This is a genomic window from Psychrobacter sp. L7, assembly GCF_002810365.1.
Taxonomy (GTDB): domain Bacteria; phylum Pseudomonadota; class Gammaproteobacteria; order Pseudomonadales; family Moraxellaceae; genus Psychrobacter; species Psychrobacter celer.
In genome coordinates, this window is the sequence record NZ_NEXR01000004.1 from 112,764 (window position 1) to 134,906 (window position 22,143).

The 22,143-nt window shown below is 48.6% G+C and carries 18 protein-coding genes; 12 read left to right on the top strand and 6 right to left on the bottom strand.

Features of this window, described 5'->3' with window-relative positions:
• The first annotated feature begins 11 nt into the window (after window positions 1-11).
• The 4 genes from lpxK (at window position 12) to CAP50_RS06440 (ending at window position 3,730) form a co-directional block, all read left to right on the top strand.
• Window positions 12-1,178: a tetraacyldisaccharide 4'-kinase gene (gene lpxK / locus CAP50_RS06425; RefSeq protein WP_100749420.1), complete on the top strand. Its 1,167-nt coding sequence runs from the start codon at window positions 12-14 to the stop codon at window positions 1,176-1,178.
• Window positions 1,179-1,280: 102 nt separating this feature from the next.
• Window positions 1,281-2,132, top strand: coding sequence for a 3-deoxy-manno-octulosonate cytidylyltransferase (gene kdsB / locus CAP50_RS06430; protein ID WP_100749421.1), 852 nt, complete (start codon window positions 1,281-1,283; stop codon window positions 2,130-2,132).
• A gap of 68 nt (window positions 2,133-2,200) precedes the next feature.
• Window positions 2,201-3,319, top strand: a complete 1,119-nt coding sequence (locus CAP50_RS06435; protein WP_100749422.1) for a DNA polymerase III subunit delta' — start codon at window positions 2,201-2,203, stop codon at window positions 3,317-3,319.
• Window positions 3,320-3,382: 63 nt separating this feature from the next.
• The gene (locus CAP50_RS06440) at window positions 3,383-3,730 is read left to right on the top strand and encodes a PilZ domain-containing protein (RefSeq protein WP_100749423.1); all 348 of its coding nucleotides are present in this window, start codon (window positions 3,383-3,385) and stop codon (window positions 3,728-3,730) included.
• A gap of 122 nt (window positions 3,731-3,852) precedes the next feature.
• Here the strand turns inward: CAP50_RS06440 and ppk2 are convergent, their stop codons facing one another.
• Both ppk2 and CAP50_RS06450 read right to left on the bottom strand, forming a co-directional pair.
• A complete protein-coding gene (gene ppk2, locus CAP50_RS06445; protein ID WP_241900678.1) occupies window positions 3,853-4,866 on the bottom strand; it encodes a polyphosphate kinase 2 in 1,014 nt (337 codons plus the stop codon).
• A 239-nt stretch (window positions 4,867-5,105) separates the two neighbouring features.
• On the bottom strand, window positions 5,106-6,572 hold the full coding sequence (locus CAP50_RS06450) for an acetyl-CoA C-acetyltransferase (RefSeq protein ID WP_100749424.1): 1,467 nt from the start codon (window positions 6,570-6,572) through the stop codon (window positions 5,106-5,108).
• 531 nt (window positions 6,573-7,103) lie between these two features.
• Here CAP50_RS06450 and CAP50_RS06455 point away from each other — a divergent pair.
• The 4 genes from CAP50_RS06455 to CAP50_RS06470 all read left to right on the top strand — a co-directional run bounded on the left by CAP50_RS06455 (window position 7,104) and on the right by CAP50_RS06470 (window position 11,839).
• Complete coding sequence (locus CAP50_RS06455) at window positions 7,104-8,504, top strand: 3-oxoacyl-ACP reductase (RefSeq protein ID WP_075102117.1); 1,401 nt, start codon at window positions 7,104-7,106, stop codon at window positions 8,502-8,504.
• Window positions 8,505-8,750: 246 nt separating this feature from the next.
• Window positions 8,751-9,665, top strand: coding sequence for a MaoC family dehydratase (locus tag CAP50_RS06460; protein WP_100749425.1), 915 nt, complete (start codon window positions 8,751-8,753; stop codon window positions 9,663-9,665).
• 132 nt (window positions 9,666-9,797) lie between these two features.
• Complete coding sequence (locus CAP50_RS06465; protein ID WP_100749426.1) at window positions 9,798-10,376, top strand: beta-lactamase hydrolase domain-containing protein; 579 nt, start codon at window positions 9,798-9,800, stop codon at window positions 10,374-10,376.
• Between the two features lie 83 nt (window positions 10,377-10,459).
• Complete coding sequence (locus CAP50_RS06470) at window positions 10,460-11,839, top strand: serine hydrolase domain-containing protein (RefSeq protein WP_100749427.1); 1,380 nt, start codon at window positions 10,460-10,462, stop codon at window positions 11,837-11,839.
• 44 nt (window positions 11,840-11,883) lie between these two features.
• Here the strand turns inward: CAP50_RS06470 and CAP50_RS06475 are convergent, their stop codons facing one another.
• The 3 genes from CAP50_RS06475 to CAP50_RS06490 all read right to left on the bottom strand — a co-directional run bounded on the left by CAP50_RS06475 (window position 11,884) and on the right by CAP50_RS06490 (window position 16,374).
• Window positions 11,884-13,137, bottom strand: coding sequence for a cation:proton antiporter (locus tag CAP50_RS06475; protein WP_100749428.1), 1,254 nt, complete (start codon window positions 13,135-13,137; stop codon window positions 11,884-11,886).
• Window positions 13,138-13,455: 318 nt separating this feature from the next.
• The gene (ilvD, locus tag CAP50_RS06485; RefSeq protein WP_100749430.1) at window positions 13,456-15,366 is read right to left on the bottom strand and encodes a dihydroxy-acid dehydratase; all 1,911 of its coding nucleotides are present in this window, start codon (window positions 15,364-15,366) and stop codon (window positions 13,456-13,458) included.
• Window positions 15,367-15,624: 258 nt separating this feature from the next.
• Window positions 15,625-16,374 carry a hypothetical protein gene (locus CAP50_RS06490; protein ID WP_100749431.1) on the bottom strand — a complete coding sequence of 250 codons (750 nt, stop codon included), beginning with the start codon at window positions 16,372-16,374 and terminating at the stop codon, window positions 15,625-15,627.
• Between the two features lie 223 nt (window positions 16,375-16,597).
• On the opposite strand from CAP50_RS06490, the gene CAP50_RS06495 reads away from it, so the two are divergent.
• From CAP50_RS06495 to CAP50_RS06510, 4 genes are all read left to right on the top strand, one after another.
• The gene (locus CAP50_RS06495) at window positions 16,598-17,035 is read left to right on the top strand and encodes an HIT family protein (protein WP_100749432.1); all 438 of its coding nucleotides are present in this window, start codon (window positions 16,598-16,600) and stop codon (window positions 17,033-17,035) included.
• Between the two features lie 346 nt (window positions 17,036-17,381).
• The gene (locus CAP50_RS06500) at window positions 17,382-19,427 is read left to right on the top strand and encodes a BCCT family transporter (RefSeq protein WP_100749433.1); all 2,046 of its coding nucleotides are present in this window, start codon (window positions 17,382-17,384) and stop codon (window positions 19,425-19,427) included.
• Window positions 19,428-19,586: 159 nt separating this feature from the next.
• Window positions 19,587-20,603 (top strand): tRNA dihydrouridine synthase DusB, encoded by a 1,017-nt coding sequence (gene dusB / locus CAP50_RS06505; protein ID WP_100749560.1) that lies wholly within the window; start codon window positions 19,587-19,589, stop codon window positions 20,601-20,603.
• 117 nt (window positions 20,604-20,720) lie between these two features.
• Window positions 20,721-21,608 (top strand): SDR family NAD(P)-dependent oxidoreductase, encoded by an 888-nt coding sequence (locus CAP50_RS06510; protein ID WP_100749434.1) that lies wholly within the window; start codon window positions 20,721-20,723, stop codon window positions 21,606-21,608.
• 55 nt (window positions 21,609-21,663) lie between these two features.
• Here CAP50_RS06510 and CAP50_RS06515 read toward each other — a convergent pair whose 3' ends face one another.
• On the bottom strand, window positions 21,664-22,125 hold the full coding sequence (locus CAP50_RS06515; protein WP_241900679.1) for a hypothetical protein: 462 nt from the start codon (window positions 22,123-22,125) through the stop codon (window positions 21,664-21,666).
• Window positions 22,126-22,143: the final 18 nt, after the last annotated feature.

Below are 22,143 nucleotides of genomic sequence, written 5' to 3' on the forward strand. Positions count from 1 at the left end.
AGCAATCAGCCTTGAGTATTGAGACGACAGTGACGCGTGCATGGCAACGCAAAGCCGCTTGGCTATGGCTGCTGTTGCCTATTAGTTGGCTGTATGGTCTCATCATCACGCTGCGCCGCCAGGCTTATCGATGGGGGGTGTTTGCCAGCTATCGGGCGCCCATACCTGTCATGGTCATCGGTAATATCAGTGTGGGCGGTAGCGGCAAGACGCCATTGATTATTGAGTTGGTGAGCCATCTACAAGCGGTACATCGTATCAAGGTGGGGGTGATTAGTCGCGGCTATGGCGGCGACACCAGTCAGATGCCAGCACTGGTCGATGCCAGCAGCACCCCTAGCGTGGTCGGCGATGAGCCGTGTTTGATAGTCAATATGACAGGCGCACCGATGGCGGTCAGTCCCAATCGGCAGCAAGCGATCACAACGTTATTGGCCGCTCACCCAGACTTGCAACTGATCATTGCCGATGATGGCTTGCAGCATTATGCACTGCAGCGTGATATAGAGTGGATCGTCGTGGACACCGCTCGCGGTTTTGGTAATAAGCAGCTACTACCGACAGGGTTTTTACGTGAGCCATTGTCTCGGCTTAAGGGTGCTACTGTGGTATACCATAGCAAGCAACAGATAAGTCCAGCCCCCGAGCACGCAAGCAAGCAAAAGCAGGCGAATCAGCGCCTGCTTATGTATATGCAAGCGGACAGCATGCAGCCTTTATGGAGACCTGCATTGGCGAATACCCAAAAACCAAACGCTGCGAAGGCCGATATACAGACGAGCGAGCAGCAAGACCCTCTGGTAGCGCCAAAGACAGGCAGTCAAGTACATGCAGTCAGCGGCATCGGTTATCCGCAGCGTTTTTTTGAGACGCTCACAGATTTAGGCTTTGAGGTCATCGCTCATCCTTATCCAGATCACTATGAATTTACTTTGGCGGAGCTGCTACAGTATCGTCAGCATCCTATTGTCGTTACCACAAAAGACGCTGTAAAAATCAAAGCATTACTCTCAAAGGCCATGGCTAATAATGCGCTAGATGATGACTACCAAGCGCTGGTGAGTAGGCTCTGGGTATTGCCAGTCACCGCCGTGCTCTCTGATGATTGCTACCGCTTATTGACAGAGCAATTACAGAGACTGGATATCGATATCAAATCTCATCAAGCCCTAAAATAAACAAAAAAATAAAGCGGCTCTAAAAACAGTCATTATCAAAGATAGCCATTATCAAAAACATATAAGACGGTACGTCACATCAAACCTGCTAAGGAAGTAACCATGTCTAACATTGAGTCTGTCATTGACCCTGCTACTGCGTCTATGGCTGCTGCCAAAACTCACATTGTGATTCCTGCCCGTTTTAAGAGTACTCGATTACCTGGCAAGCCGTTGTTAGCTATTCATGGCAAGCCGATGATTTTGTGGGTCGCTGAAAAGGCGCAAGCGGCGCATTTTGCTGATGACATGTGTATCGCAACTGATGATGAGCGCATTGCTCAGGTGTGTATGGACGCAAGGTTTGAGGTGGTGATGACCAGCCGCGAGCATGCTTCGGGTACAGATCGCTTAGCGGAAGTTGCAGCCATCAAAGGCTGGGCCGATCAGGATATCGTCATCAACATGCAAGGCGATGAGCCGCTGGTGCCGCCTTTATTATTAGAGCAAGTAAAGAATCTATTGGTCGCGGATAAAGCCAGCGTCATGGCCACCTTGTGTGAACCGATCGATGATTATGAGACTTTTTTGCGTCCCTCAGTGGTCAAGGTCGTCAGTCAATATACTAATGCACTGCAGCGCGCGCTATATTTTAGCCGCGCGCCCATTCCTTGTGACCGTGATGTGGTATTGGCAGACGAGCCAAACAAACGACCACCCAAAAACGCTTATCGGCATTTGGGGCTTTATGCGTACCGCGTGAGCTTACTACAGCAGTTTGTACATTGGCCACAGACCCCGCTTGAGACCTTAGAGAGTTTGGAGCAATTACGCGTACTAGAAAACGGTGGTCATATTGCCATCGCGACTGCAGCGTGTCATCTGCCGGCTGGGGTCGATACCCAAGAGGACTTGGATCGCCTCAATGCGATGGCGTTCACCGACTTTCAGAGCCCGAGTAGCATGACTAACTAAAATAGCCTAAGCAAAACTACCATTAAGCTTTCAAGTCATTTTATAAAGCTGGAGCGATAGGTCATACAATGGAAAATATAGGTGCATCAAAGACTGCAGATGATATTTACTTTGCGCCATTATTGCCATGGCAGCAAGCACTATGGTCGCAGCTCACTGACCGCGTCACTCGGCAGCAGACTTTGCCGCATGCTCTACTGGCCGCAGGCATGCAAGGCATGGGCAAACGTGCTTTTGTTTGGCGTCTGGTGGCGTGGCTGTTATGCCGCGAGCGTGCAACCCATCCGCAAGGAGCGTGCGCCACGTGTGAAAGCTGTCAGTGGCTCAGATCTGGTACACATCCAAGCTTGCAGACATTGCCGCTCATCAGTATGCCAGTCAGTATCGACAATACAGAAGCTACAGAAAAAGCCGGTAAAAAAAACACCAAAACCACAAGCAATAGCGCCTTAAAAATAAAAGTAGATGACATCCGCGCGCTACAGCCCTTTATTTATCAAGGCGGCCAAGGCCTGCGCATCTGTGTGTTAGACCATGCAGAGCAAATGACGGTCGCTGCCGCCAACGCGCTGCTCAAGACCTTGGAGGAGCCGCAAGCGCAGGTACATTTGTTTTTGATTAGCGACAGTCCAGCCCAGCTGTTACCCACGATCAAAAGCCGCGTCCAGCAATTGGCGTTACAGACGATTGAGCCTGCAGTCGCCATGGATTATGTAACGCAAGCACTTGGGGCGACGGTCAACCGTGAAGCCGTGAGCCCAGCCGCGCTTCGCCAGCTTATACAACTGGCCAATGGCGCGCCGCTCGCTGCGATCGCCTTGGCCAACGCCCCATGGTATAGCAAGCGTGCCTTATGGCTGACGACTTGGCTGGCGCTGCGAGGCGGCAAACGTAGTAGCGTGGCGGCTAGTGACTATTGGCAATCACAACTTAGTATTATAGAGTTTATTCAGCTCTCTGAGCTGATGCTGCTCGACATACGCCGCGTCTGTTTAGGTCTAGCAGTGCTACAGCAGGATATCAATTGGACAGCGCTTACGAGCGATCAGGCTGATGGCTGTACCCCTGACGACAGTGCTATAGAAGTATTTTCTAATCGCTTGCAGCAAAGCAAAGTTGCGCTACAACAAAATGTGCAAGAAAAATATGCCTATGATAAGCTGATGCAAGAATTGGCGCGTTTATAAACCAACATTTAAAACGAGCGCTCACTCATAAACATTTAACCCAATGACTAAAGGAAGCTGACTATGGCCATGCCAGGACGCGGCGGGGTCTTAACCTGCCATATTGAAGACATCGAAACGCTATATGCCAGCTACTTATCTTTTGTGACCAATGGAGCGTTATTTGTACCGTCTGATCGTCCACAGCAGTTGGGCGATGAGGTGTTTATTGCCATCACGTTGCCAAACTCCAGCGAGCGTTTACCGATGAATGGTAAGGTGGTATGGATCAACTCTAAAACCCAAAGTGGCCGGCCAGCCGGTTTTGCGGTACAAATCGGCACCGATATCGCAGGGCAAAGAATCAAAAACGAAGTAGAGCGTTTATTGGCTGGCAAAATCGACAGTTTGCAGTCTACTTATACCATGTAGCTGACGCGTTATGGTGATGACTGGCACGCTATGCTAGGCGTATAAAAAAGGCCGCGGTATCTCATTTAAGATACCGCGGCCTTTTTGTTTAAGACAGAGTAGGGCAAGATAATCATAAGTCGTTAATAACGCGGCGGCACGTACATATCATCTGGGATAGGCTCGCGGTAGTATTCATCATCGCGTTTGCGCTCTGGTAGCTCGACTTCATCACGCGGTACTTCTTTATAAGGGATTTGCTCGAGCAAATGGGCGATACAATTGAGGCGCGCGCGTTTTTTGTTATTGCCTTCTACCACCCACCACGGCGCTTCAGGAATATGAGTGCGCTCAAACATGGTTTCTTTGGCTTTGGTATAGTCCTCCCAGCGTCGCCGCGATTCCAAATCCATTGGGGAGAGCTTCCACTGCTTGAGTGGGTCATGAATACGGCTCATAAAGCGTGAATGCTGCTCGTCATCGGTGATCGAAAACCAGTATTTGACCAAGCGAATACCCGAGCGCACGAGCATGCGTTCAAACTCAGGCACCGACTGAAAAAACTCCTCATACTGAGCATCAGTACAAAACCCCATGACGCGCTCAACCCCGACGCGGTTGTACCAGCTGCGATCAAACAAGACGATCTCGCCAGCCGCTGGTAAGTGAGCGACATAACGCTGAAAGTACCACTGCGACTGCTCACGCTCTGTCGGTGCGGGCAGAGCAGCGACGCGGCATACCCGTGGGTTTAGGCGCTGGGTGATGCGCTTGATCGCGCCGCCTTTGCCCGCCGAGTCGCGTCCTTCAAATATCACAACGATACGCTCGCCGCGATCGACCACCCAGTCTTGTAGCTTGATAAGCTCGCGCTGCAGGCGCACCAGCTCCTGAAAGTACAGTCGGCGATCCAGCCTTTCTTGTTCGCTCATCTCCCGCCCATCAAAACGAAAATCACGCACATAATCATCTATTTCGTTTTCTAGCTCTTCATCATAGGTGTCGATAAGGTCTTCGTGCATTTTACGACGTAGCTCATCATCAAACACTTCCTTGTCCATCCGACTGATAAAGCTGTTTTGCTCGGGTGGGCTAAGCTTTTGACGCTCTTGTGTGGTTAAGAGTCTTGGGTCAATCGCCGAAGGAATTTTACTCATAAAAAGCTCCTGCCAAATATTATTATGATTTTGTTTGTTGTGGTCTTTACTTTAGCACATCTGGCAGGGGGACTAGGCGGTAGGTGCGTTTGATTATTGTGTGAAGTGGTCTTTGATAAGACAACGGTCATCGGTTTTATTGGCTGATTGTATACACAAAAAAACACCCATTAATCGCGTGATTAATGGGTGTTTTAGACAACCGAAGCTATCTGTCTGTTAAACAGGCAATGGCGGTATTATTTTTCTAGGATGCACGTGACGCCTTGGCCACCTGCTGCACAGATAGAGATCAGAGCGCGGCCTGAGCCTTTTTGATCCAGTAGCTTAGCTGCAGTGGCTAGGATACGGCCACCTGTCGCTGCAAATGGATGGCCTGCTGCCAATGATGAGCCATTGACGTTTAGCTTGCTGCGATCGATGGAGCCAAGTGGTGCATCAAGACCCAGACGTTCTTGACAGAATGTCTCATCTTCCCATGCTGCAAGCGTTGAGAGTACTTGTGACGCAAACGCTTCGTGGATTTCATAAAAGTCGAAGTCTTGCAGCGTTAGGCCAGCACGCTCCAGCATACGCGGTACCGCATAGGCAGGTGCCATTAGCAAGCCTTCAGTAGTACCTGACTTGCCGATGAAATCAACAGCTGCTGTTTCTTGGTGCGCGATGTACGCCAATGGCTTGAGGCCGTGTTCTTTTGCCCATTCATCCGTACCGAGTAGGACACAAGAGGCACCATCAGTGAGGGGGGTAGAGTTGGCCGCTGTCATGGTTGGGTTGGCGTTCTTTTTACCAAATACTGGCTTTAGCTTGCCCAACTTTTCAAGCGTGGTGTCGGGGCGCAAGTTGTTGTCACGAGTCAAGCCTTTATATGGCGTGATAAGGTCGTCAAAGAAGCCTTCGTCATAAGCACGTGCTAGGTTTTTGTGGCTGTTAAACGCCAGCTCGTCTTGGGCTTCGCGGCTGATATTCCACTCAAGCGTGGTGATGGCTTGGTGCTCACCCATTGATAGGCCGGTACGCGGCTCACCGTTTTGTGGGGTGTCGATCAAATCTTTCGGGTTTAGCCCCATTAGTGCTTTTAGGCGCTGCTTGTTGTCTTTTGCCGCACCGAGTTTGATAAGGACTTTGCGCAGACCATCACCGATAGCGATAGGCGCATCAGAGGTGGTATCGACACCGCCTGTGATGGCTGAGTCAATCAAACCAAGGGCGATTTTGTTGGCAGAGGCAAAGGTCGCTTGTAAGCCAGTACCACAGGCTTGTGAGATATCGTATGTTGGCGTATGAGGGTTTAGGGCTGTGTTTAGCGTCGCCTCGCGCGTTAAGTTGATGTCGCGGCTCAGCTTCATGACCGCACCAGAGACGACTTCTCCGATGATTTCGTCTTGTAGGTTATAACGCTCGACCAAACCATCTAATGCAGCGGTTAGCATGTCCGTATTGCTGACGTCAGCGTAAGTGCCGTTTGAGCGGGCAAAGGGGATACGGTTGCCGCCCAAGATTGCGACGCGGTTTAGGTTTGAGGCTGGTTTGGCCTTTTTTGATTGGGTAGCAGCTGCTGTTTTGCCGACGGCTGCGGCAGTGCCCTCAGTGGTTTTTTTGCTATCAGCGCCTTTGGTTGTAGTGTCTTTTTTGCTGCTATCGGTAGATTTTACGACAGTGCTTTCAACGACTGGACTATCAGGGTGATTGTTTTTATTACTCATAATATTATCCTTAAAGAGTATGGGTACAAAAGAAAAAGGGTGGCTGCTGGCCATTATTTATTACTTACTATGGTCATCTATGATAAGACGTTTTTACCAGCATAATGTATGTCTTTGGCAAACGATGTGACGCTTATTTGTCGCCGCTTGGTCAGGATTTTTAGAAGCAAAAGAGCGGCTTGAAAACCCAGACTATTTTTGTAAACTCAGGCGTCTCGATTATTATCATTGCATAATAATGCATTTGATAATATATTGTTATCGATAATTGCATTTGCCATAACTTATGGGTCTGATTTTAACACAGTATCAGGCACGGTGACGCGAAAAAAAGTTGCCATCTTGTATACTGGCTTGTTTACAGATTGTTGTAGACTTTGTCAGTTTTTGGACTTGTTTATAGTGTAAGTGTATAGTTAAGCCAGATTTTAATGCATTTACTAAATATCAATAATGATGCGTCCGGTGAGTCTATATAATAGGCGCATTGTATTTTTAATTATTTTAACCATTTATTATAGGGATTATATTATGTCAGACCGTTATGGTGATTTTGTTCAGTCGTCTATTGGTAAAAAAGTGGCCAAAAATTTGGGTCTACCACTGCCAGTGACGTTAGATCGTTTTGAGAGCGGTGAGCCTTTGGTACGTGGCAGTGTGTTGGTCGGTCGCGCTGATGGCGACGACAAAAGCGTAAGCGCTGCAGTGGCCCGCATCTTATCAGAGGTCCATGCAGATGTGTACGTCAATAGTAGCGACGATATCAAAGATGCGCTGGCTGATGCTGGTGTAGACGCAAAAGCCAATACTGGCGGTGATGATAAGTTCAAAGTACTACTGTTTGATGCCAGTAATATCAGTAATGCCGATCAGCTAAAAGCAGTATATGCGTTTTTTCATACAGTGGCGCGCCGTGTCGAAAAATCAGGCCGTGTCATCATCATTGGCCGTACGCCAGAGAACCTCACAGACATAGAAGCTGCCTTGGCGCAGCGTGCGCTTGAGGGTTTTGTGAAGTCTGTTGGTAAAGAGTTTAAGCGCGGTATCACCGCCCAGTTGGTCTACGTCGAAGAAGGTGCTGAGCAAAATCTTGATTCAACGCTGCGTTTCTTTACCTCAGCGCGCTCAGCGTATGTATCAGGACAAGTGGTACGTGTCAGTAAAGGTGACACAGTAGATGTCGACTGGACACAGCCTTTAGGTGGCAAAACCATGCTGGTGACAGGTGCCAGCCGCGGTATCGGTGAGGCAATCGCGCGCGTATTGGCTCGCGAAGGCGCTCACGTTATCTGCTTAGATGTACCTCAGCAGCAGGCAGATCTACAAAAAGTCGCAAGCGAAATCAGCGGCTCTGTGCTGACAGTCGATATCACCAGCGAGGATGCAGGCAAGCAAATCGCAGAGGCGGCACAAAAGCGCGGTGGGCTTGATTCAATCATTCATAATGCTGGAGTCACGCGCGATAAGACGTTGGCAAAAATGGATGAAAAAAAGTGGGATATGGTCATCGATATCAACCTAGCTAGCATCGCACGCCTCAATCGCTATCTATTAGAAAATGATGTATTAAAAGACAACGCACGTATCGTATGTGTGTCATCTATCTCAGGCATCGCAGGCAACATGGGACAAACCAACTATGCCACTTCTAAAGCGGGCGTCATCGGACTGGTCAATGCCACCGCCAAACAGTTAGAAGACAATGCCAAGGGTATGACTATCAACGCTGTGGCACCAGGCTTTATCGAGACGCAAATGACAGAGGCCATCCCTTTTGCTATTCGTGAAGCAGGTCGCCGCATGAATTCCATGAGCCAAGGCGGTCTGCCAGTAGACGTGGCCGAGACTATCGCTTGGTTTGCCTCTCCTGCATCGGGTGGCCTAAATGGCAACATCGTTCGCGTTTGTGGTCAAAGCTTACTGGGTGCTTAATACAAGCAATTGTCCGTGCATAGCTAAACTGTGGCAAAAGTAAGTAAGGTAAGTATCGCTAAAGAATAAAGCGGTGCTCACATCATAATGTGAGGTTTTTTCTTGATTGCCTAACATATGCTTACGAAAAAATTGCTGATAAATTGTAATAAAGCTGCCCAAGGGTGGCTTTTTTATGATAAAAACGTAGAATTCATGATAACAATGCCCCAAAAGGTTTGCTCCAGCCCCACTTAGGATTTATTTATGTCAGACAAACACTATGATGCGTTGCCAAAAGCGCATACAACTTATGCCAATATCGTCAAAAGCTTATTGCCTATCGGCAACAGTGGCAAAGTCAGTAAAGATCAGTTACCACAAGCGACTTACTACGTCGATGACCTCCATATTGATCAAGAGAATTTAGACGATTATCGTAAGATTTGTGGTTTTGCAGATAATGGCAAAGTGCCTATTACTTATTTTTCTGTGTTATCGCAGACGCTGCAAATGAACATGATGGTCAAAGAGCCGTTTCCCTTTGCGATGCTCGGTCTCGTACACGTAGACAACAGTGTGACGCAGTATCGTCCTATCGGCGAGCGTGAAACAGTGGCGATGTCTGTGACTTTTGATAATCTGCGTGACCATGCCCAAGGTCAACAGTTTGATTTTGTCACGACCGTCAAGTCAAAAGATGAGGTGGTGTGGGAGGGGACATCAACCTACCTATCACGTGGCAAAAAACCCAGCAGCAGTAAAGACAAAAAAAGCAAACCGCGTCCGGTTACCGTAAAACCGACCGTCGATGACAATGGGACTCACAGTGTTTTTGAAGTACCAGAAGATATTGGCCGTCGTTATGCGTTTGTCTCAGGGGATTTTAACCTCATTCACTTGCATCCACTATCGGCACGGGCCTTTGGTTTTCCAAAAGCGATTGCTCATGGTATGTGGTCGAAAGCCAAATGTCTCGCGCTGATGGATGAGCTGCCTGATGCCTGTACTGTCGATGTGTCTTTTAAACTCCCTATCTTTTTGCCTGCTGAAGTAGAGCTGATTGCCGAGCCGGTATCACAGCTACAAAACGCGGATGATGGTTGTGAGTTTGGTCTATTTAGTGCCAAAAACGACAAGCCTCATCTAGCGGGTTTGGTGACGCTCAAGACCGCTAAGTAAATACAGCTGGGGCTCTCGCGTAACTGCTATCGAAAGTTATGGCGAACGGATCAAACGCGTTTAAAAACTAAAGCGCGTTGGTCTTTATATATATCCTACGTAGACAGACTAACGAATCTTTTTATTATTATTATGACCTCACATACTACAGTAACAACCCCAAATCCAGATCAAATCAATGATGTCGCAGCGACTAACACCGCTGCTGCCAATGACGCTGCAGCAGGCGACAGCGCCATAGCTGATGCGGACAATGTGGACAATGGCATTGAGCTTTCGACCATCTTTGAGCCTTATTTTCGTCCTGATGCCAATACCATCGTATGCGGCGCTCTGGATGAACAAAAAGTTGAGGCATTGGCAAAGGCTGGCGTCGAGCTGGTCATCAACTTGCAGCCTGATGACGAGCTGAGCTTCGATGAAGCTGCCGCCGTCAAGCGCGCAGGCATGTATTATGAGCAGCTGTCTATCAGCGGCGCTGCTGATTTAAAGCAGCTAAAAGTATTGGCCTTTGATAATATCCTGCGCCAGTATCACGGCAAAAAGGTAGCCCTACACTGTGGCTCTGGTAATAGAGTGGGCGCGGTGACGGCACTGCGCGCCGGCTGGCTACGCGGCCGCAAAATGGATACAGCCATGGCACGGGGACGTAGTCACGGTCTGAGAAAGCTAGAAGATGAGGTGTATAATCGTTTGTTGGTCCCGCGCTAATAAGATATACCCTAAAGTAATCGGCTAATAGAACAAAAGGCGACCAGACGGTGGCCTTTTTATGATAATAGAGTAAGGCTGCCATGACTGAGACAATGAACAAAACCAACGAACGCGATGACGCTCGAATAAATACTACCCTGCAGCAGCGTCTACAGCAATTGCTGACAAAATTGCAGCTTGATGATGCGCCAGCTGGCGGGGCGCTAGTAGTCTATCAGGCGGGCGAGTGTATCGCTCGTGCTAGTGTGGGCTTGGCGCGTCCAGAGATGGCATGGCAACCGCAAACCCTAGCGATTAACTTTTCGACCGGTAAAGGGGTGCTCGCGGCTCTGGTTCATGTATTGGTCTCCAAACAGCTACTCGCTTATGACGTCCCCATTGCCCAGTATTGGCCGGCATTTGCGGCTAATGGCAAAGTGCATGTTACGCTGCGGCAGGTGATGTCGCACCAAGCTGATCTCTTTGCAATTACCAGTATTGAGGCAGATAGCGAGGCGGTACTAGACTGGTCGTATATGCGCAAAAAAGTTGCCGACATGACCATGACTCAACCTGACCAAGCCGACGCTTACGACTCTGCTTATAGTGCGCTAATCTACGGCTGGGTGCTGGGCGGCTTGGTAGAAGTCGTCACCAAGATGCCGCTTGCGCAAGCGCTAAGCCATTATTTGACAACGCCATTAGGGATTGCCGATAGCTGCTATTTTGGGGTGCCAGATGATAAAGTCGACCTTGTCGCCACGCTGGCCAAAGACTTTGATACAGACGAGATGGCAACCCCTAAGCTGCGGCAAAAACGACAAAAACCCACATTAAAACCAGACTCGGCAAATACCTTATTTGTCTATAATCATCTACCAAGTGCGGCGTGTTGGCAGCAGCAAGCCTTGCAGATGCAGCGCTCTGTAGCTGCTTCTGGGACGGATAAAGGAGATCACCGCCAGCCGGCGTTAACCACTGCAGGTATCAGTCGTCTGTATTTTGATACCAGCCATCTCAATCTAAAAAACTACAAATCAGCGCTTATCCCAGCCGGCAAGCAGCCTATTGATTACTATCAACGACAAACGCTACAAGCCGTTATCCCTGCTGCTAACGGGGTTGCATCGGCTGAGGCGCTGGCGACGATATATGCCATGCTTGCCAATGGCGGGGTATGGCAAGGTCAGACGCTAATCGATTGCGCTACTTTTGAGCAGTTATCCACGCCCCAAGTCACAGGGTTAGATGCAGTCATGCCAGCACCCATGTATTGGCGCTTGGGCTATCATCGTCTGTTTAGTGTCTGTGCTGATACTGCGGCGGGTTTTGGTCATATGGGCTACAACGGCTCAGTGGCGTGGTGTGATCCATCACGGCAATTGTCGTTTGCTTTTATTCATAACTTCGATACTACGATGCTCAATGACGTTCGTCAGTTTGCTTTGACCGAAGCAGTACTCGCGTTGATAGCGCCTTAGTAGCACGTAGCTAGTGTATAAGTTGCTAACATGTTCGATAATGCTTATGTCGAAGGCGGCTTACTGGGTGTTATTTTGAGCAGCTTTGGCGCACTCAAACCATGTATAAAGATAGATATCAAAATTACGATAGAGCAGACCACCCATAACTTGAGCGCATCATCATCTGCAAAGTAGCCGTGATTGAGCGCATAGGATAAGTAATACAAGGTGCCGATACCGCGTATACCCAAGGCTGAGATTGCGTATTTTTCGGTATGAGGTAAGCCTAGCCCCGATAAAGCGATAAACCCGCCGATAGGACGTATCAGAAGTAAAAACACAAAGCTGACGATATAGACTCGCCATGTCAGCTCGATGCCTGACTGTAAGCCTTGACCGAGCAGCATCCCAAACACCACCAGTACCAGCGACATGAGTAAGCCTTCTGACTGCTCAGCGAAATCATGGAGTTTTTGATGGTAGGTATGCTGGTGCTCTGAGCGGCGAAAGGCAAAGGCTGCGACAAACACCGCGATAAAACCATAGCTCTCTACATACTCGGCCAGTCCATAAGCGACCAGCGTCAGAGCGATCACCACATAACCTTGCGAGATGGGCGTTTCTTGACTGTATTTAGAAAACACAAGCTTGGCCATGGCTTTGCCAACGACGATACCCACCATCAATCCTGCGCCTATCTTCCACAAAACATCGTGGGTAAACCATGACCATAGCATCTCGCCATCGAAATGCTGACCTGCGCTCAACGCTTCTGCCACCTTGATGGCCAAATAAACAAACGGAAACGCCAATCCGTCATTTAACCCTGCTTCTGAAGTCAAGGTAAAGCGCGGTGTGTCCTCACCGCCAGTGTTTGGTGGGCCGACCTGAATGCTAGACGCCAAGACAGGATCGGTCGGTGCCAACACCGCACCCAACAAAATCGCCGCCCCCAAACTCAAACCAAAAGCATAGTAGCCCAACGCTGCCATGGCAAAAATACCAATCGGCATGGTGATGAGCAGCAGCCTGATCGTCGGTCGCCACAGCCGCCAAGAAAGCTCGGTATCAATCTTGATCCCCGCGCCAACCAGTGATACCAAGACCACGATTTCTGTGAGTTTTTCGATGATAAGGCCATTGTCAATCGGATCCAAAAACGATAACGTCGTCCACCAATAACCCATGAGCAATCCAAAGCTTACCTGCAGCATCGGCAATGAGATCGAGGTGCGTTTAAACACGATAGGAAACAGCGCCCCAAACAAAAAGGCGATACCGCAGACCAATAAGAAGACGTTATAGTTCTCAATCATAAAGGGGTGCACGCGACTATGTTATAAAAATATGTTATAAAAATTCTTATCGACAACTATTTAAAGATATTTAATGTATGACAGCCTAATCGATAACCAGCTCACCTCAGTTATCTGTCACCTAAGTTATCTGACCGGTAGTTTGTCCGAAGTCGTCAGCGCCGCTGCTCTGAGTCAGTCTTATCATGACGCCAAAAATATATTATTACCGCAAAAAATCGTTATCAAAACGCGTGCTGCGTTGTTTTTTGGTGAAAAAAAGCCTGCACGATGCAGGCTTTTCTCAACAGCTTGAGGTTTTAGAGAGTCGGGATGTCGTTAGCGCTCAACTTGACTCACATCGCGTATCGCCCCCGTATCTGCACTGGTGGTCATGGCAGCATAAGCGCGTAAGGCTGGTGTCACATAACGCTCACGGCTGACAGGCTTCCACGCATCACGGCCACGTGCTTCCATTTCTTCGCGGCGCGCCGCCAGCTCGGCATCACTGACTTGCATGTTGATGGTGCGATTTGGGATATCGATATGAATGGTGTCGCCCTCCATAACCAAACCAATCGCGCCGCCTTCCGCCGCTTCTGGGCTGGCGTGACCAATAGAGAGGCCAGAGGTGCCACCAGAGAAGCGGCCGTCAGTCAGCAGCGCACACTCTTTGCCCAAGCCTTTAGACTTAAGATACGTAGTAGGGTATAGCATCTCTTGCATACCAGGGCCACCTTTTGGTCCTTCATAGCGAATGATGACCACATCACCTGCGACGATCTCATCTGCCAATACGGCGGCGACGGCCGCGTCTTGCGACTCAAAAATACGCGCGCGACCTGTAAAAGTCAAAATACTTTCATCAACGCCTGCGGTTTTGACCACACAGCCACGCTCAGCGATATTGCCATAAAGCACGGCAAGGCCGCCATCTGTTGAGTAGGCGTGCTTGACACTACGGATACAGCCTGACTCGCGATTGACATCAAGGTTTGGCCACTCTTTCGCCTGCGAAAACGCTTGAGTGGTACGTACACCGCCCGGTGCTGCAACATATAGCGCCCGTGCTTCGGTGTTGTCAGGATTCATAATGTCCCATTTGTCGATGGCTTCTTTCATCGTAGCACTATGGATGGTCGGTATGTCGGTGGTCAATAGGCCTGCTCGATCAAGCTCGGCGAGTAGAGCCATCACGCCGCCTGCACGGTGGACGTCTTCCATATGGTACTTTTGTGAGGCAGGCGCGACTTTAGATAGGCAAGGCACACCGCGGCTTAGGCGATCGATGTCCGCCATTTTAAAATCCACTTCTGCTTCGTTGGCGGCCGCCAGTAAATGCAAGATGGTGTTGGTCGAGCCGCCCATGGCGATATCTAGGCTCATGGCGTTTTCAAACGCAGCTTTGGTGGCGATAGAGCGCGGCAAGACAGACTCGTCGTCTTGCTCATAGCGGCGTTTGGCCAATGAGACAATCGTGCGGCCCGCTTCTAAAAACAACTCGCGGCGCAGCGCATGGGTTGCAAGCAGTGAGCCATTGCCGGGCAATGATAGCCCCAGTGCTTCGGTCAAGCAGTTCATGGAGTTGGCAGTAAACATACCAGAGCACGAGCCGCAAGTTGGGCAGGCAGAGCTTTCGATAGCCAAAACGTCTTCGTCACTGATGGTGTCATCAGCGGCATCCATCATGGCATCGACCAAGTCGAGCTTGCGAATGGCGTTGCCTTTATTATCAGTGGTATGAACATCGCTGCCGCCATCATTGTTATGACTATGAGCCACAGTACTGGCTATGACTTTACCAGCCTCCATAGGCCCACCAGAGACGAACACCACAGGAATATTAAGACGCATCGCGGCCATCAACATACCTGGGGTGATTTTGTCACAGTTAGAGATACATACCAAGGCATCGGCGCAGTGGGCGTTGACCATGTACTCCACTGAGTCGGCGATCAGATCGCGGCTGGGTAATGAGTACAGCATGCCGCTATGGCCCATGGCGATACCATCGTCGACTGCAATGGTATTAAACTCCTTTGCCACACCGCCTGCTTTTTCGATTTCACGTGCGACCATCTGACCCAAGTCCTTTAGGTGTACGTGACCGGGTACAAACTGAGTAAATGAGTTGGCAATGGCAATGATTGGCTTGCCAAAGTCGCCATCAGTCATGCCAGTTGCACGCCACAGTGCGCGAGCACCTGCCATGTTGCGACCACCGGTAGAGGTTTTTGAGCGATAATCCATGTGATTTTCCTTACAAATAGGCGAGGTTTATAAAAAAGTGCAGCCTCAGCTGTGATGATAGTGTGCTTTTTATACTAAATAACGACCAATGAATAATACTAGGTCATGACCATACCATTAGATATGAATGACAAAAATATGCCATGATCATGTGGTATTCATCGTATCGATAAAATCTTATTTTAATAGCAATGTGCCGTCCTGCAAGCGCATCAACGATAAATCATAAGAAGGCATAAGGCGGCCCAACACGACAATTTATGCTAGGCGCTCTAAGATGGCTTTGTCAAACCAAGGCAGATCGGTTTTATCCGCTTCTAGTCGGGCGATAATCTCTAGAGCGTGAGGCGCTGGCAACAGCTGATACTCAGCGCTGGCGGCGATGGGTAATATCCGCTCGTTTGCCGCGGTTTGTGAGTCAGTATCCTCTAAAACAGAGACAAGCGTTTGTTTGTCGTTTTTGTAGAGCACATCGACGCGGCCAAAAAACTGCCAGTCTTTTAAGGCGGTGCTCAGCGCATCCACCGCCTCTTTGGTATAGATCTGCTCGGTGTCTTTGCCCGTATTGGTCCAGTGCAGACGCACAGCTAACTGCAGCGCCTCGCTAAACACCACCAGTGAACCGATGACCTTAATGTGCCAAGGACTGCTGATGAGCGCGGCCTCAGTCCCAATGAGCTGCGCGGCTTCACTGGCACTCATCGGCCTATTAAACTGAGCCAGTAGGGCAGGTGTGAGCGGGTTGGCTTGCTTGATGGCATCGTCTAAGCTGTCGTAATGATATAAAAAAGGCAGCGGCAACTCCTGCGTCACTGTTTTTTTGCTGACTTTGCAGTTGTGTATTTGCCAATGAATGCTGCTATCGGTCAGCGCCTCGGCCAAAATCACGCTATTAGGCGGCAGGCTTTGCGCTGGGTGCTCAGTACGCGTTTCTGCAGCAGAGCTGGCGGCTAAATGGTCGTTTAGGTTGTCGTTTGATAAAGGCGTCGGCAAGGTAGGCGAATCCATAAATATAGCATCATTAAAGTAGAGGGTTAATATAACATTTAAAGTCTATGAGTCGCCAATAAATTGCTGAGCGAGTCGGCGCATATTGGTATGGGCGTTTTGATTGACAAGTCAGCAAGCGGCTTGTACTCAGGCGCTATTTCGTCCACTATATAATACTTGTTGTGAGCAAAGCTTCCGAGTCATTCACTCACCACACTGGCCAATGAATAAAGGAATAACAATGAATCAAAACAATCACGTTCAGTATGACGACAATAACATCTTTGCAAAAATGCTAAAGGGCGAGATTCCGTATCATAAGGTTTTTGAAGACGATAAAACCCTTGCCTTTATGGATATCATGCCACAAGCAAAAGGCCACGTACTGGTCATCCCCAAACAAAACGCAATCGATTTGGCTGATCTGGAGCCAGAATATGCGGCAGCGGTACTGATGACTGCCAAAAAAGTCATGCAAGCGCAGCGCCAAGTGTTTGAGCGCGAAGGTATCATCCAAATGCAGCTAAATGGTTCGCAAGCTGGGCAGACAGTGTTTCATTATCATGTCCATCTGATTCCATCGAGTATTCATGAGCTAGGCCGTCATGCCGTCACCCAAGCGGATCAAGGCGAGCTGGCAGATCTGGCGCAACAGCTTGCCGCAGTTATTGCAGGATAATATTGCCGTTGTAGACAAACAAATATATCTTATACATTAAAGGCGGCTAACAAGCTGCCTTTTTTGTTGCTTGGTAATAGTCATGTAACAATCGTTAAAGTAGTGTTACAAGGACAGAGATTGTCTGGGGTTTTTTAAAAGAGTGTGATAAATATCATAATGGCTGACTGTTGGTTAAGCAGTTTTGTCTTTAGAACCCATTCATCAAACCAGTGCCCATAAGCAGACAATGTCAGAAGTAAGAAGTCAAAAATGCAGTATCAAGTATTTATCAGACATGTTATGCAAAAAATATTTTAATAAGCACGGTTGATCGGTTTTGTCACTTTTTGAGGATATCACTTCTATGAGTAAATTACCTCGCTCCACTATTTTGTTGCCAGTTTTCGTCCCAGCGGCGGCTATCATGCTGCTATTGGTGATTGGTACTGCTATCAATCCAGAGGCGGCCGGTGAGCTATTTAGTACCGTCCTGGCATTTACCACCGAGACGTTCGGCTGGTTTTATATGCTGGCAGTTGCTATATTTTTGATGTTTGTCATCGTGTTGGCGTTTTCGCCTTATGGCAGTATCAAATTAGGCCCTGACCATGCAGAAGCTGAATATCAGTTTCTTGAATGGTTTGCTATGCTGTTTTCGGCAGGTTACGGCATTGCCTTGCTCTTTTATGGTGTTGCCGAGCCGGTCTTACATTTTGCCAGTCCACCACTCTCAGAGCCGCAGACGATTGAGGCGGCCAAAGAGGCGATGCAGATTGCCTATTTTCATTGGGGGTTTCATATTTGGGCGATATATGGCGTCGTGGGGCTGTCATTGGCGTATTTTTCCTTTCGGCACGGCTTACCGCTGTCGGTGCGCTCAACCCTCTATCCCTTAATCGGTGACAAAATCCATGGGCCTATCGGACATACGGTGGATGTGTTTGCGATTTTGGGTACCATGTTTGGTATCGCCACCAGTTTGGGTCTGTCTGTGGCTCAGATTAATGCAGGCTTGAATTACTTATTGCCCGATATGATTCCAGTGAGCACCACCGTACAAGTCATCATCATTGCGCTGGTGACCACCGCAGCACTGGTGTCTGTGCTGGCTGGGATGGATAAGGGCGTCAAACGCCTGTCTATCTTAAACATGGTGCTGGCCACGGCTTTGATGATCTTTGTGTTTGTGGTCGGGCCGTCGATATTTATCCTAAATGCCTTTATGGAAAATACAGGCAGTTATTTGGGCAATATCGTTGAGCGTACCTTTAGCTTACAAGCTTATCAGTCGAGTGATTGGATCGGTAGCTGGACGCTATTTATCTTTGCATGGACGATCGCGTGGGCGCCTTTTGTCGGACTATTTATCGCCAAAATCAGTCGCGGCCGTACCATTCGTGAGTTCGTACTGGGTGTGATGCTTGTGCCAACGCTGTTTACCTTCTTTTGGTTTTCGGTATTTGGGGATACCGCGCTGCATATGATCATGGTCGATGGTTATGAGGCGCTGATCGGTGAGGTACAAAACAACCAAGCCATTGCCTTATTTAAGCTGCTAGAAAACTTACCCTTTACTCAAATTGTCTCGTCATTAACCGTCCTACTGATTATTACTTTTTTTGTGACGTCATCAGACTCAGGGTCATTGGTCATCGACTCGCTCGCCGCTGGTGGTCGTAGTGATACGCCGTGGTGGCAGCGCTCATTTTGGGTAGTGACAGAAGGCGCTGTAGCAGCGGTGCTGCTGATCGCAGGTGGCCTAAGCGCCCTGCAGACAGCGGCTATCGTCAGTGCCTTGCCTTTTGCAGTGATTATCTTAATCTCGACGTTTGGTATGTGGCGTGCGCTACGTATCGAGGGGCATCGTAATCAAAGTCTGGCCACTGACAACCATTTACCGCCGCATTTGCTCAAATTAGACGCATGGCGTGATCGTATTGATTATATTACCAATCAGCCAACGCGCGAAAAGGTGCTCGGCTATATCAAGGGCACGGTGATGTCATCGATGCAGGAGGTTGCAGAAAAATTTGCCGAGACAGGCTGGTTGCCTGAGGTCAACTATGATGAGGTAAACAATCGAGCGGTATTAGAGCTAAGACGCGGTGACAATGTCGAGTTTTGGTACGAGGTGCGCCTATCAGAGCATGAGGTTCCTGACTATTATACTGAAGATATGGCAGGTACTCTGCCACAAGAGCACCATCACCGTGCCGAGGTCTATTTGCGCCGCGGTGGCCAAACCTATGACTTGTATGGTTATCAGCCAGAGTCGGTGATCAATGATATCATCGATCAGTTTGAAAAATATCTGCATTTCGTCAATGTTTCGCCCGATATTTTGCCTTGGCGTATGCAGGAACATGACGATGATATTACCCTAGAGCAGGGTAGTGTGTTTGATAAGTAAGCGGCGCATCGCCTATTTGAAAGTCGTATTGGAAGTCATAGCGGCAAAGGATTGACGTGAATGGCTTGCAATATGCGTACGAACCCTTAGAATAACGGCTTGTTTTCTATGCAAATCAAGCCGTTTTTTATGTCTATAAATACTTCTGCGAATTCTGTGATGGCTGATTCTTCAGCACCAGTTGCCGCTCAGCATCCCTTATTACAGCCGCTTGATATCGGTGGTCTGAGTATCGAAAACCGTCTGATGGTCGCGCCCATGGCCGGCGTGACGGACAACCCTTTTCGTAGACTGTGCAAATCCTTTGGCGCAGGGCATGCAGTCAGTGAAATGATCATCGCCGATACCGCGCTTTATGCCAGCAGAAAGTCTTTGTACCGTGCCAATTTTGATAATGAAATTGCGCCCATCTCGGCACAAATAGCAGGGGCTGAGCCTGATAAATTGGCTGAAGCGGCGCGTTATCAGATTGACAATGGCGCGCAGATTATTGATATCAATATGGGCTGTCCTGCCAAAAAAGTCTGCCGTAAGCTGGCAGGCTCAGCCTTGCTGCAAGACGAAGATTTGGTGGCACGTCTGCTCGATGCGGCAGTAGGTGCAGTCGATGCTCCCGTCACCCTAAAGACGCGACTGGGTTATGAAAATGGCCGCGAAAATATCTTGCGAGTGGCACGCCGCGCTGAGCAAGCTGGTATCGCAGCGATTGCGATTCATGGGCGGACGCGTGAGGATATGTATACAGGTACGGCGCGTTATGAGCTGATACGCGAAGTCAAAGACAGTATCAGTATCCCTGTCATTGCCAATGGCGATATCGATAGCCCTGAAAAAGCCCAATATGTCTACGAGATGACAGGCTGCGATGCCGTGATGATAGGGCGCGCCGCTCAAGGTCAGCCGTGGCTGTTTCGTGATATCGGTCATTTTTTGCGAACAGGTGAGCGGCTATCAGCACCAAGTGTTCGCGAGATTAAAGAGATTGTGCTCGCGCATCTACAAGAGCTGTATGATTTTTATGGTGAATACTCAGGCTGCCGTATTGCGCGTAAGCATATTGCGTGGTATACCACGGGCATTCCAAATTCTAATGCCTTTCGCCAAGCGATGTATGGCGAAGAGAGTACCGCAGGACAGTTTCGTGTGGTCGAGGATTTTTTGTGTACGCATCAGTAGTCACTAGGGCGGGTAAATAATCATCAATCGCGATGTTTGTACTGACGATTCATTCACCTCAGGCCATATTTTTTGCTATCCTACAAAAGAACATAAAACAAACAAAAAGGACTTTTTATGGCCAACCCTTCAAAAAAAGCAATCGCTAAAGCGGTTAAAGATAAGCATATCGTAATCACGGGTGCCTCAAGTGGTATTGGCGAGCGTACTGCTTTTTTGCTCAGTGAGTGCGGCGCCCATGTGATTTTATTGGCACGTACCAAAGACAAGCTAAAAATTGTCGCGGACAACATCGAAACACTCGGTGGCAGGGCCAGTTATTATTCATGTGATTTGACCAATATGGATGATATCGAAGACGTCAGCAAACGGATTCTTGCTGATTTTGGTCATGTCGATGTATTGGTCAATAATGCGGGGCGCTCGATTCGCCGTTCAGTGCATGAATCAGTCAACCGTTTTCATGACTTTGAGCGCACGATGGATGTCAATTACTTTGGTGCGGTCAAGATTATTTTGGGACTACTTCCGACGATGATTGGCAGGAAGAAGGGTCAAATTGTTAATATCTCCTCCATTGGCGTACTGGCAAACAGTCCGCGTTTTGCCGCTTATGTCGCCTCAAAATCAGCGCTTGATGCGTTTAGTCGCTGTCTGGCAGCAGAGGTCAAAGGCGATAATATCAAAGTCACCAACATTTTTATGCCACTGGTGCGCACGCCGATGATTGCACCGACCAAGCTGTATCGTTATATGCCAGCATTGATGCCTGATGAGGCGGCGATGATGATCGCCAAAGCGATCGTTCATAAACCAAACAGTATCGCCAGCAACATGGGTAGATTTGCGTCTGCAAGCTACTCGTTGGTACCTGCATTTAATGTGGGGGTGCAGTCTATTGGTTATCGTATATTCCCAAGCTCGACGGCTGCCCAGACCACCGATAGTAAGCCGAATTTAGCGCAGCGTATTTTTGCAAAAATACTGCCTGGTGAGCATCACTAGTATAAGCGCTCAGTAGGGAGTGCAAGAAGGCTCCCTACTGAGGCTTGATTCTTACTTACTGCACCCCATCTGCAGATGTTTTATCTAAGTTGGGATTGTTTTCATTGACCGTCACCGTATCATCAGCTTTTTGGTCATTTTCTACACTGCCGCTGCTAGAATAGTACGCTGTACCTCCTGCACCTTCCTCATCTTCTGTAGAGTTAGGAGTAGAAGCTTGGTCCTTATCTTCGTTCGCTGTTTGCACAGGCGTCATCTCGCTAGATTCTATATTATTATTGTTATCATCTGGCTTTTGGGTCTCATTGCTGCAAGCACCAAGACTCAAGAGGCTCAGCCAACATACTATCCAGAATTTATTTTTAAGCGATTTTGCCGCTATAGATGTTTTCATTTTAATATCCTTATTATCGTTAAGATCAAACCTTGCGTAAAATTCATCCCAGTCCCACGGTATCGTTGTTATACTGAACTCACTATAACAAGCAAAAATAACAGACAATTTTTTTGTTTTCACGAGGCTGATGGTAAGGAT

Excerpts from the sequence above, each read along its gene's own strand:
- ilvD (WP_100749430.1), bottom strand. The coding sequence starts at position 15,366 with ATGGATTATCGCTCAAAAACCTCTACCGGTGGTCGCAACATGGCAGGT.
- CAP50_RS06435 (WP_100749422.1), top strand. The coding sequence starts at position 2,201 with ATGGAAAATATAGGTGCATCAAAGACTGCAGATGATATTTACTTTGCG.
- CAP50_RS06475 (WP_100749428.1), bottom strand. The coding sequence starts at position 13,137 with ATGATTGAGAACTATAACGTCTTCTTATTGGTCTGCGGTATCGCCTTT.
- dusB (WP_100749560.1), top strand. The coding sequence starts at position 19,587 with ATGGCTGATTCTTCAGCACCAGTTGCCGCTCAGCATCCCTTATTACAG.
- ppk2 (WP_241900678.1), bottom strand. The coding sequence starts at position 4,866 with ATGAGTAAAATTCCTTCGGCGATTGACCCAAGACTCTTAACCACACAA.
- CAP50_RS06440 (WP_100749423.1), top strand. The coding sequence starts at position 3,383 with ATGGCCATGCCAGGACGCGGCGGGGTCTTAACCTGCCATATTGAAGAC.
- CAP50_RS06510 (WP_100749434.1), top strand. The coding sequence starts at position 20,721 with ATGGCCAACCCTTCAAAAAAAGCAATCGCTAAAGCGGTTAAAGATAAG.
- CAP50_RS06450 (WP_100749424.1), bottom strand. The coding sequence starts at position 6,572 with ATGAGTAATAAAAACAATCACCCTGATAGTCCAGTCGTTGAAAGCACT.
- CAP50_RS06490 (WP_100749431.1), bottom strand. The coding sequence starts at position 16,374 with ATGGATTCGCCTACCTTGCCGACGCCTTTATCAAACGACAACCTAAAC.
- CAP50_RS06465 (WP_100749426.1), top strand. The coding sequence starts at position 9,798 with ATGACCTCACATACTACAGTAACAACCCCAAATCCAGATCAAATCAAT.
- CAP50_RS06470 (WP_100749427.1), top strand. The coding sequence starts at position 10,460 with ATGACTGAGACAATGAACAAAACCAACGAACGCGATGACGCTCGAATA.
- CAP50_RS06495 (WP_100749432.1), top strand. The coding sequence starts at position 16,598 with ATGAATCAAAACAATCACGTTCAGTATGACGACAATAACATCTTTGCA.
- kdsB (WP_100749421.1), top strand. The coding sequence starts at position 1,281 with ATGTCTAACATTGAGTCTGTCATTGACCCTGCTACTGCGTCTATGGCT.
- CAP50_RS06455 (WP_075102117.1), top strand. The coding sequence starts at position 7,104 with ATGTCAGACCGTTATGGTGATTTTGTTCAGTCGTCTATTGGTAAAAAA.
- CAP50_RS06460 (WP_100749425.1), top strand. The coding sequence starts at position 8,751 with ATGTCAGACAAACACTATGATGCGTTGCCAAAAGCGCATACAACTTAT.
- CAP50_RS06500 (WP_100749433.1), top strand. The coding sequence starts at position 17,382 with ATGAGTAAATTACCTCGCTCCACTATTTTGTTGCCAGTTTTCGTCCCA.